At 42.2% G+C, this 12,855-nt stretch carries 9 protein-coding genes; all 9 read left to right on the top strand.

What is annotated here, in order from left to right:
* Positions 1-27: 27 nt before the first annotated feature.
* The 9 genes from Q0081_RS07880 to Q0081_RS07840 all read left to right on the top strand — a co-directional run bounded on the left by Q0081_RS07880 (position 28) and on the right by Q0081_RS07840 (position 12,843).
* Positions 28-3,474, top strand: coding sequence for a TonB-dependent receptor (locus tag Q0081_RS07880; protein WP_298351096.1), 3,447 nt, complete (start codon positions 28-30; stop codon positions 3,472-3,474).
* 20 nt (positions 3,475-3,494) lie between these two features.
* Positions 3,495-4,937 (top strand): RagB/SusD family nutrient uptake outer membrane protein, encoded by a 1,443-nt coding sequence (locus tag Q0081_RS07875; RefSeq protein WP_298351094.1) that lies wholly within the window; start codon positions 3,495-3,497, stop codon positions 4,935-4,937.
* An 84-nt stretch (positions 4,938-5,021) separates the two neighbouring features.
* Entirely contained in the window at positions 5,022-6,461 is a 1,440-nt protein-coding gene (locus tag Q0081_RS07870) for an FAD-dependent oxidoreductase (RefSeq protein ID WP_298351091.1), read from the top strand.
* Between the two features lie 93 nt (positions 6,462-6,554).
* Positions 6,555-7,430: an alpha/beta hydrolase gene (locus Q0081_RS07865; protein ID WP_298351089.1), complete on the top strand. Its 876-nt coding sequence runs from the start codon at positions 6,555-6,557 to the stop codon at positions 7,428-7,430.
* A 192-nt stretch (positions 7,431-7,622) separates the two neighbouring features.
* Complete coding sequence (locus Q0081_RS07860; protein ID WP_298351087.1) at positions 7,623-7,895, top strand: hypothetical protein; 273 nt, start codon at positions 7,623-7,625, stop codon at positions 7,893-7,895.
* Between the two features lie 131 nt (positions 7,896-8,026).
* On the top strand, positions 8,027-9,904 hold the full coding sequence (locus tag Q0081_RS07855; protein WP_298351085.1) for a beta-N-acetylhexosaminidase: 1,878 nt from the start codon (positions 8,027-8,029) through the stop codon (positions 9,902-9,904).
* Between the two features lie 718 nt (positions 9,905-10,622).
* On the top strand, positions 10,623-11,429 hold the full coding sequence (locus tag Q0081_RS07850; RefSeq protein WP_298351082.1) for a hypothetical protein: 807 nt from the start codon (positions 10,623-10,625) through the stop codon (positions 11,427-11,429).
* Positions 11,426-12,517: a carbohydrate kinase family protein gene (locus Q0081_RS07845; RefSeq protein WP_298351080.1), complete on the top strand. Its 1,092-nt coding sequence runs from the start codon at positions 11,426-11,428 to the stop codon at positions 12,515-12,517. The genes Q0081_RS07850 and Q0081_RS07845 overlap by 4 nt, the downstream gene beginning before the upstream one ends.
* A 14-nt stretch (positions 12,518-12,531) precedes the next feature.
* A complete protein-coding gene (locus Q0081_RS07840; RefSeq protein ID WP_298351077.1) occupies positions 12,532-12,843 on the top strand; it encodes a hypothetical protein in 312 nt (103 codons plus the stop codon).
* Positions 12,844-12,855: the final 12 nt, after the last annotated feature.

Raw genomic sequence — 12,855 nt, 5'->3', positions numbered from 1 at the left:
CTTATTCAAACAAAAACAAACAAAATTATGTCAAATTTATTTACCAAAAAAGCGATTGGCAGGCTTATGAAAATCTCGGTCGCCCAACTCATGTTAATGGTCTGTATTGTGGGGGTGGGCAATGCCCGCCCCGGTCACGGACAGGAACGCCTACAGGAACGCGTTTCGCTCTCGCTCAGAAACGGGAGCTTTAAAAACCTGCTCAATACCATTGAAAAACAGGTGGATGTGATATTTTCGTACGAACGGGAGATCATTGCGTCGCAGGCACCGATAACGATAGAGTTACAGAATGAAACGCTGGAAAGCGTTTTGCAGAAAGTACTGTCACCTCGCAATATTTCGTATCGTTTATTCAGAAATAATCAAATTGTACTGAGTCGTGCGCCGGTCATGGGAAACGGACAGAGCCCGGCGGTGATCAGCGTCGAAAAAAGCAGTGAAGCCAAAGTCGATATTCCGGTCAAAGGAACCGTGACCGACGATAACGGCAGCGGCCTGCCGGGGGTCAGTATTGTGGTGAAAGGAACAAACCTCGGAACCACCACAGATCCCGAAGGTAAATTCAAAATTGACATCCCCACTGCCAATTCCATACTGATCTTCAGTTATGTGGGCTACCTCGCGCAGGAAGTTAACGTTGGCGCTCAAACTACATTCACTATTTCTCTGAAAGCCGATACAAAAGCCCTGAATGAAGTGGTAGTGGTGGGATACGGGACCGTAAAAAAACGGGATCTGACCGGCTCGGTTGCTTCTATCGGTTCGGCTGAAATTAAAGCACAGCCGGTTTCCGGCCTGAATCAGGCCTTACAGGGGCGCGTATCGGGGGTTCAGGTAACCCAATCATCTAATGCTGCAGGTGGCGGCGTACAGGTAAGAGTGCGGGGAGGTAATTCCATTTCGGCCAGTAACGAGCCTTTGTATGTCATTGACGGCTTTCCTGTCACCAACCCCACGCCGGCACAGGGACTCAATAGCGGCAATACCAGATCTGATGCATTTCCCAACGTACTGGCAACGCTCAATCCGAATGATATTGAATCTATGGAGGTATTGAAAGATGCCTCTGCCACGGCTATTTACGGGTCAAGGGGGGCAAATGGAGTGGTATTGATAACCACCAAAAGGGGCAAAGAAGGACAATCCAATATTGAATTTGAAACTTTTTACAGTATTTCCCGAATCACTAAAATGCACGAGCTTGTTAATGCCTCAGAATCACTGAAAGCAAAGAACGAACAGTTGGTGAATTTAGGCCGTACCGAACGCTTTGGTACAGACCCTGCCTACGGAACTAAAAAACCCGATGATTACCTGCCGGGTACAAATTGGCAGCGGGAAATTTATCGGGATGCACCTACACAAAGCTACCAACTTACTCTTTCAGGCGGAAGCGATAAACTTCGCTATTTGGTGAGTGGAAACTACTTCAATCAAGACGGGATTGTACTTACTAACAACTTTAAGCGCTACTCAGCCCGAATGAATTTGGATGCACGCCTGACAAACCGCATCAAAGTGGGTACCAATTTTACCATGACCCGAAGTGACAACAATTTAGTAAGTGAACCGAGCGTAAGCGGAGCGGGAAGTACTTCTTCTCCTGTGCAATCAGCGCTTGCCGCAACCCCAGCCATGACCATTTTCAATCCTGATGGCACCTATACGCTGAATTTTTTGGGGATGTCGGCAGCGGCAAATCCCGTAGCGGTGCTTAAAACCAGTACCAACACCCTGCAAAGCGACCGTATTTTAGGTTCTTTATTTGGCGAAATCAACCTGGCAGAAGGCTTAACAGGGCGTATCAGTGTGGGTGGAGACATTATTAACACCCGTCGCAATGTATTTTACACCCCTCAAACATCACTTGCCAATACATTAAATGGATACGGAAGCGTAGGTAACGCAGTAAGTACTAACCTACTTAATGAAAATACCCTCAATTACTCCAAAACATTGAACAAAGATCACGGATTTGATGTATTAGCGGGAGTTACCTTTCAAAAAAACCGTGAAGTACGTACCTATACCGAAGCGCAGGATTTCCCTAATTTCTCGCTCGGTGCGGGAAATCTCGGACTTGGGAACAAATTGCTTGCGCCCTCCGGCTCTATTGCTCAGTGGGGTTTGGCTTCCTATTTGGGTCGGGTCAATTATCGCCTGAAAGACCGGTATTTATTCACGTTTACTGGTCGTATGGATGGTTCGTCCCGATTCGGGGCTAACAATAAATACGGATTTTTCCCTTCAGGAGCATTTGCCTGGCGGGTATCCGACGAAAATTTTCTTCGTAACACCACCACAATCAGTGATTTAAAACTAAGGGTGAGTTACGGCCTAACGGGCAACGATGGCATTGGATTATACAACTCGCTTTCTGCTTACAGTACGGGGCGCACCGTGCTGAATGATCAGGAACAATTGTTCATTCAGGCCAGTCGCATTGCCAATCAGGATTTACGGTGGGAAAAAACCGCTCAGTTTGACGCCGGTTTGGATTTTGGATTATTGAATAATCGAATTCAAATCACGGCTGATTACTACATCAAAACGACCAACGATTTGTTGTTAAACGTAGAATTGCCTGCTACTACCGGTTTTACATCGGTACTGCGTAATATTGGCAGTGTAGAAAATCGTGGGTTTGAATTAGGAATCAGTTCAACCAATATTAATACTCCCAAAGGATTGAAATGGACGACCAACGGCAACGTGTCCTTCAATAAAAACAAGGTAACGAAATTAGCTGACGGGGTTTCTCAATACTTTGTAGGCAGCGAAAGCGAAGTAATTGTCAGAGTTGGTGAGCCTCTGGGTTCCATGTATGGTGTTATCTTTGACGGTATTTACCAGACTGCCGACGAAATCAAGGCTGCCGGGCCTTTGGCGGTGGCGGGTTCACTTCCCGGAGCACCTCGTTATAAGGATGTAAATGGTAATGGGGTTTATAACGCTTCCACCGACAGAACCATCGTAGGGAACGGTTTGCCTAAAGCGATTTTTGGTCTAACCAATAACCTGTCTTACAAAAACTTTGATTTATCTATTTTCCTGCAAGGAGTGTATGGCAATGACATTTTTAATTCTACATTTCGTCAGATCTACGGCGGTGATCAGGGAGGTGGAGTATTAAAGGAATGGTACGATAACCATTGGAAAAGTGATAAACCCTCAAACACCATACCTGCAAGCCGTCAATGGACAATACCGGTTAGTGACTATTGGGTGGAAGACGGCTCTTTTCTGCGAGTCAAAAACGTATCTTTGAGTTACCAGTTGCCCCTTAAAACAAAATGGATGAAGCGAGCAAGGGTTTACGTAAGCGGTCAAAATCTCCTCACCTTCACCAACTACCGTGGGTACGACCCTGAAGTCAATTCTGATTTTAACAGCAATACGCTTTACGGATTTGACCGTTTTGCTTACCCTGCCTCCCGTACCGTCACTTTTGGTGCAAATCTTACTTTTTAACTTTAAACCGACTAACTCAAATGAAAATCAAACATACGCTATTAATAGGTTTTCTGCTGCTCATCACGATGAGTTGTGAGAGCTTACTGGAAGAAACACCCGAAAGTTTCTTTGTTGAGGAAAATTCTTTTAAATCGGCTAAAGATGCCACTTCGGCGATAAATGGTGTGTATGACCGGTTAAGAACTGTTTATAATATGAATATCATTAACCTGTCTGATGTAAGCGGTGAAGAATTGGAAGTGAATCCGTTTCTGGCTGAAGCTCGTGAGATTGACCTCAATCGTTATACCTCCGCCAATACCATTTTTGATGGGTTTTATACCAACTCATACCTGCTTATTGACCGGGCAAATCGGGCAATTATTAACGTTCCTACCATAGCTATGGATACCAAACTCCGTGCTCAGGTAGTGGGAGAGGCAAAATTTCTTCGTGCTTTGGCATATTTCAATTTAGTAAGGGTATTTGGTGATGTGCCGCTTATTACAACCCCTACCGCAGATGTTGTCAATGTACAGCGCCCTCGTGACGGGGTTGATAAAATATATGACCAAATTATATTGGATTTAAAAGAAGCAGAAGGCGTTTTACCCTTAAAATACACGGTATTAAGTGAAATCGGTCGTGCCACCTCAGGGGCTGCCAAGTCAATTTTGGCCAAAGTCTATCTTACGCGTAAGGACTATGCCAATGCCGCTTCCAAAGCCAAAGAGGTTATTGATTCTAAGGCTTATAGCTTGGTAGCCGCCTATAAGGACGTTTTTCCGCCTGAAAAGAAAAATGGCCCTGAGCATATTTTTTCAGTACAGTACAGTTGCATTTTAGCCACTTACGGCAGTGCGATGGCTCAATCTTTTGCCATTGTTTTTACGTATCCCATTCAGCAGGCAGGAGGTTTTCATTACGTTACTCCTCTGCATGTCAATTCTTATATTGTTGGAGATACCCGTAAAGAAATAAACGTGGTCACCCAAGGCATTAATCCCTCCACCGGCGCTGTTATTAAACCAGGAGCCGATCAGGGCCCCGGCTCCGGTAAGTACTGGGATCCGCTGGCCTGTGGGGTCAATCAGGCTCGAAACAATTTCATGGTGGTGCGTTATGCGGATGTGCTGCTGATGTATGCCGAAGCACTGAATGAACTCAGCGGCCCAACTGCCGACGCTTACGCGGCCATCAACCAGATCCGGGCTCGTGCCAGAGGCGGAGCCGCCCTTACCACGGGTCCGCAGGATCTAAAAGGGCTTACCAAGGAGCAATTCCGGGATGCTGTAATGCAGGAACGCAGCTGGGAGCTGTGCTTTGAAGGGCACCGCCGCTGGGATCTGCTGCGTACAGGCAAATACATTGAAACTTTAACAAAAGCGGGAGTACCGGTAGCCGAAAAAAATCTGCTGTACCCCATTCCTCAAAATGAGATTGATGTCAATCCAGCCCTGAAGCAGAATCCCGGTTACTAATCTTTTATCATTTACACGGTGGAGCAGTTTTATCGAAAACTACTATACTGCTCCACTTTTTTTAAACAAAACACCTGATCTGATATGTCATCCTCAAAAAACAGCCGCCGTGAATTTGTCAAAAACACCGTAGCGGCCACAGCCACGGGGTCGCTGAGCCTTGCCAATCCGCTGCTTTCCCATTCCTCATTGTCACGATTGCCTTTAAAAACCGTCAAAACTGACGTATTGGTTTGCGGTGGCGGCTGCGCCGGTATCGCAGCGGCATTGTCTTCTGCCCGTAACGGAGCCAAAACCCTATTGGTAGAACGGGCAGGATTTTCGGGGGGGATCATTACCTGCGTAGGGTTGCCGTATTTTGACGGCCTCATTGATAAAACGACGGGTCGTTTTGTCACCTTTGGAATCGTGACTGAACTTCTTCATAAAATGGGGGTTACCCCCAAAGGCGCAAAACACATTGACGACTGCCGTTCGGAGTTGATTTCAAAACAGTGGAGTACCGTAATTATTGACAATGTAGAGCAATTTAAATTGCTCTGCGATTCGTTGATATTGGAACAAAAAAATCTGAGTGTATTGTACCACAGCATGGTATGTGACACCGAAGTAAAAGACGGGCGAATTACGGCCGTAATGATTTCCAATAAAGACGGAATTACGCGTATCGAAGCCAATCAGGTCATTGACTGTACGGGAGATGCCGATGTAGCGACTTGGTCGGGAGCGGTGGTAGAAAAAACGACCCCTTTAATGCCTTTGACCCTGCATTTTAGAATCGGCAATGTGAAAAGGCAAGACCAATCATCCAACAACAGCGGCCGGGCAGAAATGACCGAGGTTGCCAAGCAGGAAATGATCAATGCAAATAAACGGGGAGAGTTGCCCGCGTTTTACGGTCCCGGACTCATATTTGCCTTTGCCAAAGACGAAGCCTATGTCCATGCCGTACGCGTGGCCGCCGATGCCAGTGATGCCGCCGATTTGACCCGAGCCGAAATGCAAGGCCGAAAAGACGCTTGGACGATGTTTCAGGCGTGGAAGAAATCAGTGCCCGGTTTTGAGGACAGTTATTTCATCAGCAGCGGTCCGTATATAGGCGTGCGGGAAAGCCGTCGGATTGTGGGAAAATATGTGCTTTCCGTCGAAGACCTGCGTACCAATCGCCGCCATGATGACGCCATTGCGTCAGGATGCTGGTTTTTAGATATTCACCCCAATAAAGCTACCACCGATAAGCCCTACGAAGGTTCTGGTTTCCAGCCCCTGCCTTATGATATTTCCTATCGCTCTCTTATACCTCAAAAAATATCGAATTTACTGGTAGCAGGTCGTTGTCATTCAGCAAGCGCCAATGCTGCGGCATCTTCAAGGGTAACAGCTACTGCCATGGCATTGGGCGAAGCCGCTGGAACAGCCGCCGCTATTGCGACCAAACTAAATAAAGAAGTAGGCTTAATTGATGGTATAAGGGTAAGGGAACTCCTTGTTAAAAATGGAGGCGGACCTTTTACAGATAGATAAGTTGACATATTTAATTTAGGTAAATAGAACAGGGACTGAAGTTATTATGAGTAAAGATTTCACCAAAATAAAGAATTAAATAGAAATTACGATATGAAAAACAGTGTTTTTAAATGCAGTTTTTTAGTTTTTATTCTTCTTGTTTTCTTCTCATATTTTATCAATGCGCAAGAGAGGCCAATAAGAGATTACGCAGCAGAAGAATCAGCTAAACTGGAACCTGATCGTAAAATTCTTTACAAAACGGTAGATGAAAAGGAATTATATCTGCACTTTTTTGAACCTGAGGGATATAAAAATACCGACAAACGTTCCTGTTTTATCGCCATTCATGGCGGTGCATGGACAGGTGGTGAGCCTAGTAGGTTTTACTCTATAATTAATGAGTTTGTTAAAAAGGGAATGGTAGGTATTAGTATACAATACCGATTGATAAAAAAAGGGGAAAGTACAGTTGTTTTCTATTGTGTGAAAAATGGTCGTACAGGATTGCGATACATTAGGCAACATGCAGATGAATTGGGAATTAATCCACAAAAAATCATTGTCAGTGGAGGTTCTGCAGGATCACACATTGCTGCTGGTACAGCCCTTTTTAATGAAAGTAACGACAATCTATCCATTTCGCCTGTTCCCAATGCGCTGGTATTATATTATCCTGTAATAGATACGTCACCTGAAGGATATGGAAATAAAGTTATCGGAGAACATTGGCAGAAAATTTCGCCTTTGCACCAGGTCCGGGCAGGACTTCCACCAACCATCATTTTTCACGGAACCGGCGATACAGTAACTCCTTATCAAGGAGCAAAAGCTTTTTGCGATACCATGTTAAATACTGGGAACCGTTGCGAACTATACTCAAACGAAGGAAGAATTCATGGTTATATGATGTTTGAAAAGAAATTTTATCAGGAGGCCATGATGAAAACATCAGTATTTCTTAAGTCATTGAATTTTGAACAATAATCTAATAATCAATATTTTATACTTACAATTTTTGGTTAGCTTTTAGGCGTTATTTTAGGTTTTAATTTGGCTTTTGCTCAAGTCCGATTTTTAATTATGGCTTGCCCAAACAAAATGGTTGAAATGTAAGGTGAATTGACATTTAAAGATTTAATAATTAATTAAAATACTAAATCATTAATTCAAAACATTATGAAAAAAAGATTTTTATTTACCCTTTTAGTTGGTTATTTTATGTATGTTTCTTCGGGGAATGTTATGAGTCAATCTATATTCGAGACATCCTTTAATTTATCGCAGTTTAATCCAAAAACTAGTGAAAAATCAGATAATACGCCTGCATTTTTGATGCTTTTTGATACTACTTTAAAGGTCGGTGGGGGGACGGCAACTATTCCATCGGGCGAGTATTATTTATCAGGCTTAGGCTCGATTAAAATACCATCTAACACCATACCACCATGAGCAACTGCTGTAAAGAAAATTCTATGTGTGGAGTTAAACTAATTTGGCTACATATGAATTATTTTTGCTCACATACCGAAACATTTTCGGTTCAAAAATTCAAATTAGATTTTTAATATTAATTTAAAATTATGAAAAATAGTAATTTTTTTTTGTATCTAATAATAGTTGTTATTTGCTCCCTAAATTATTCTTTTGCTAAAGGAATAAATATTATACCGTGGCCAACAAAAGTTGAAATTGGTAAAGGTGATTTCATTCTTAATAAGAATACCTTAGTTTGTTATAACCACCGTGAACTTAACAGTTTATCCGAATATTTATCAAAAGGGCTACAATTAGCCATTGGATCCTCATATAAACTTGAACAAATAAATAGAAATGCTCCATTGAGCAAGGCAATAAATTTAATAGTCAACCCTTCTATGTCCATAGGAAACAAAGAGGGCTACGAGCTTACGGTAACCGAAAAACAGATCATTATAAAATCCATCGATCAGAAAGGGATTTTTTATGGGATTCAAAGTTTACTTCAACTATTACCCATTACTGGGAGCATGAAAATTCCTTGTGTTAATATTATTGATGAGCCACGCTTTGCCTGGAGAGGAATAATGATTGATGTAAGTAGACATTTTTATACCCTAAATCAACTTAGAAATGTAATTGATTACATGGGCATTTACAAACTAAACACATTACAGTTGCATTTGACAGATGACCATGGATGGAGATTGGAGATAAAAAAACGCCCTAAACTAACCACTATTGGAGCATGGAGAGTTCCAAGAACTGGTTTATGGGCTAAAAGGGATTGTCCGGAAAAGGGAGAAGTTGCATCAGATGGAGGTTTCTATACTCAAAATGAAATGAGAGAACTAATAAAATATGCAAATTCTCGAAATGTGACTATTTTGCCTGAAATCGATTTTCCGGGGCATAGCTTGGCTGCCATAGCATCGTATTCAGAATTGTCGTGTTCTGGTGATTCCCAGTTTGTTAGTCCAGGCTGTCCAATCGGAGGTATTCGTGAAAATATTTTATGTGCCGGCAAAGAATCAACATTTGCGTTTGTTGAAGATGTACTTTCGGAGGTAGCTATGCTTTTTCCTAATAAATATGTACATATTGGAGGTGATGAAGCTTTCTATAAGTGGTGGGAGAAATGTGATAAATGTAAGGCAAGGATGCGAGAAAATGGTTTAAATGATGCTCACGCATTGCAGAGTTACTTTACAAAAAGGGTCAGCGATATTTTGAAAAAGCATGGGAAAATGCTGATTGGTTGGGACGAGATTATGAAAGGTGGGCTGCCGCCAAATGCAGCAATAACCAGTTGGACTGGGATAGAGCCTGGTATAGAAGCATCAAAAAAAGGACATTATGTAGTTATGAACCCGACAAGGGAGACATATTTTGATTTCCGACAGGGAGATCCTGCTATTGAGCCACCTGCCGCTACATATGGTAAGTGTATTTTACTATTAAAAGATGTGTATAAATTTAATCCATTGCCAGAAGGCTGTGACCCTAAATTTATTTTAGGTGGGCAGGGAAGCATTTGGACGGAAGAAATTTCAACGTATCCATACTTGGAATATATGTTGCTTCCACGTGCATTGGCTCTTTCAGAGGTTTTATGGTCATCCAGTCAATTAAAAAACTGGGAGGGGTTTACGCATAGGCTTGAGAGGCATTTGGATTATTTTTTAAAAAATGATATTGTTTATTCACGCTCGCATTATGATGCCACCATCGTTCCGTCAAAAGGTTCAAAAGGCAATTTGTTGATTGATGTTGAAACCCAAATTAAGGGGCTTGATGTTTATTATTCGTTCGAGAATTTTTATCCAGATCACCATTGTAAGAAATATATAGCTGGTGAACATATAAGTATACCCAAAGATGCTGAAACCTTCAGGGTCATTACTTATCGAAATGGTAAGCCAGTTGGCAGGATAATTTCGGTTTCATTGGATGAATTACAAACCCGAATTAATCAGAAATAAATACAAAATAATGCGACCAATATTAATTTATATAATATTTTTTTTAGTATACACAACCGGATTGTGTCAGAGTTTTGAAATTACAATGGATGACAAGACCCAAGGATATTTTTTCAATAGTGATGGTGAACTGATGTTCTTTAGAGATTCTATCTGTGTTAAAAATGGACAAGGTCAGATATTTACATATCCGATACATTTTAAGAATGGTGCTTTTTATGCAGATTTAAAATCGTTTTGCTATTATAATGAGTCGATAAGAAAACAGGGGTTCAAGTTCATTGGTAATATTACGGTACAAGGTAAAACTGATGAATCATTCGTTATATACAACTATTTCAAAGTTCCGAAAGCCGGCACTAAGCCTTATTTCTGTATCCCAGATGTGTGGAGAATGTACACAACGAATTGTTGATGTTTACCAAAATACTTTCCCTCGTATTGCAGCTTATGCCGAAGTAGGCTGGACAAAGGATGAAAATAAGGACTTTGTACGATTTTCCAAAGCACTATCAAATCTAAAATTGTATTGGGACAGAAATGGTATTTATTATTTGGAGGAATAATTCCCAAAGAGAGAAAAAAAAATTAGACAATTAAACTGATTTATTAAAAACTAACACATATGAGTGGACTGAATTTAAAAGATTTATACCACTGGTGCAGCATTCCGGTCAACCAACTTGAGAATCACCCCCAGCTTAAAACACCTTTTCGAATGGTAAAGGATTCTGTAGAAATGGGCGAAGTAATGGCGCGTGATTTTATTGAAGAAATCAAACAGGCAAATAATGACAATCGACCTATCAGAGCCATAGTTCCCTGCGGACCCAAATGCTGGTACGCTCCTTTTGCAAGAATGGTAAACTGTGAAAAAGTATCATTAAAAAACCTCACTGTTTTTCACATGGACGAATGTCTCGACTGGCAAGGAAATCTGTTGGCCAAGAATGATCCCTATAATTTTAGAACCTTTATGGAAAAACATTTTTACGGGGATATTCGTCCTGAACTCTCAGTCCCGCAGGAACAGCAATTTTTTCCAGAGCCCAAATCCATTGAACTTATCAAGGGCAAAATAGCAGAAGCGCCTATTGACATAACCCTTGGTGGCTGGGGACAGGATGGGCATATTGCCTACAATCAGACACGGCGGCACCCATTCAGCAAAATCTCTATTGAAGACTTGCGAAATTCTGAGTTACGGGTTCAGGAGAATAATCTGGATACAATCATCACTCTTGGACAAAGGTCATTTGGAGCTGCTTACCAGTTTGTTCCGCCCATGTCCATTACCCTTGGAATCAAAGAATGCTTGTCAGCCAAAAAGGTACGCCTTTACAGTGACACCGGAACATGGAAACAGACGGCATTACGGGTTGGGCTTTTCTCTGAAATTACCTCTGAATATCCTATGACCCTGCTACAGGAACATCCGGATGCGCTCATAACTGCAACTATTGAAACAGCATCACACCCCATTTCGGAAAATCTGGACTGGGAATTTAAAGGTATCAATGCATGATAACCTTAAAACCTATAGGTAAACTATTCTATAATCATATTGTTGGTACCGGGGGCATTGGTTCTGGCATTTTCTTTTCGCTCGAAGGTGACCACACCCTTGGGAGAAATGAAAGCCGGATGGGAAGACTGGAACCTTTCAGGGATTACTGCAAGCAGCACATCATTATGCACTACATAGCAGTACTGCTGGGGGCTGGTAAAACAGGTTCTTTCCAGTCTTTTCCTATTGGTAAAATTGGGAACGACGATGTTGGCCATCGTTTGCGGTCTATGATGGAAAAGGCAGGCATGGATATCGGTCATGTCAAAGTCAGTAACAATGCCGCCACTCTTTTTAGCGTATGCTATCAATATCCCGACCATTCGGGGGGTAACATTACAAGCGCCAACAGTGCCAGTAACCTGGTGCACCCCCGGGATATTGATGCCTTTTTTGACAATTATACAATGAATGGAAAAGAAGGTATTGTGTTGGCCGCTCCGGAAGTTCCTTTAATAGCCCGAATCCGCATGCTGGAACAAGGTAAAAATCACGGAATGTTGAATGTGGCTTCGGTACTTTCATCTGAAATTGAAGAGTTTGAGCAAATGAAAGGATTTGAGCTTACCGATCTTTTGGCCGTTAATATTGATGAAGCCCAACGCATAGCTAAGATAGAAGGCGACCAACCAGAGACCGGGGATATTGTTCAGTCATGCACCTCCCGGTTACAAAAGGCAAATCCTGAAATGCGTGTATTGATAACCGATGGTTCACGGGGCAGTTATTGTTATTACAAAGGGGTCGTTGAGTTTACACCCTCGCTGAAAACAACTGTTGTTTCCACAGCAGGGGCAGGCGACGCATTTCTTTCGGGAACCATTGCAGGCCTTTGTTGTGGTTTACCGTTATCCAAAGGAATTAGCACTGCTGAACTGAATGAATTTCCCCTGCAAACAGCTGTTGAACTGGGGACACTGCTGGCTTCTTACTCGGTCACCTCGGCAGATACGATACATGAAGGAGCAAGCGCTTCCGCCCTATGCAATTATATCCAGCAGTCAGGTTTATTGATGTCTGAGTCATTTGAGAATCTTTTTAATTAAAAAATGAAAATTCCATGAGCTATAAATTACGCTTTGTACAAAAATTTGAACTGGGCAAATCTTCAGAATTTCTCGATATCGAGAAGCAGTTTGCCAAGTTTGAGGAGCAGTATCCAGAGTTTCCGAAAGGCAGGCGATACCTGCCGCTAACAGGCATGCACCCTTCCAATACGCTGATCTGGGAATGTGATTTTGATACCTTAGAAGAGCTACATGCAACACACAATTTTTTAATGAACGACAATCGACATGAAGAATTGTTTCAGGTACAATCTCAATACATGATTGATGCCTATACAGAGATTTACCGTCCGTATAATTCCTAAAAAACGTTAACC

Source organism: Runella sp. (assembly GCF_027484545.1).
In the GTDB taxonomy this organism is placed as follows: Bacteria; Bacteroidota; Bacteroidia; order Cytophagales; family Spirosomataceae; genus Runella.
The sequence above is the reverse complement of the archived record's forward strand: the minus strand, read 5'-3'. Positions and strand labels throughout refer to the sequence as shown.

Bases quoted from the DNA above. Each gene is read 5' to 3' on its own strand.
- Q0081_RS07840 (WP_298351077.1), top strand. From the start codon at position 12,532: ATGAGCTATAAATTACGCTTTGTACAAAAATTTGAACTGGGCAAATCT.
- Q0081_RS07875 (WP_298351094.1), top strand. From the start codon at position 3,495: ATGAAAATCAAACATACGCTATTAATAGGTTTTCTGCTGCTCATCACG.
- Q0081_RS07870 (WP_298351091.1), top strand. From the start codon at position 5,022: ATGTCATCCTCAAAAAACAGCCGCCGTGAATTTGTCAAAAACACCGTA.
- Q0081_RS07845 (WP_298351080.1), top strand. From the start codon at position 11,426: ATGATAACCTTAAAACCTATAGGTAAACTATTCTATAATCATATTGTT.
- Q0081_RS07880 (WP_298351096.1), top strand. From the start codon at position 28: ATGTCAAATTTATTTACCAAAAAAGCGATTGGCAGGCTTATGAAAATC.
- Q0081_RS07855 (WP_298351085.1), top strand. From the start codon at position 8,027: ATGAAAAATAGTAATTTTTTTTTGTATCTAATAATAGTTGTTATTTGC.
- Q0081_RS07865 (WP_298351089.1), top strand. From the start codon at position 6,555: ATGAAAAACAGTGTTTTTAAATGCAGTTTTTTAGTTTTTATTCTTCTT.
- Q0081_RS07860 (WP_298351087.1), top strand. From the start codon at position 7,623: ATGAAAAAAAGATTTTTATTTACCCTTTTAGTTGGTTATTTTATGTAT.
- Q0081_RS07850 (WP_298351082.1), top strand. From the start codon at position 10,623: ATGGTAAAGGATTCTGTAGAAATGGGCGAAGTAATGGCGCGTGATTTT.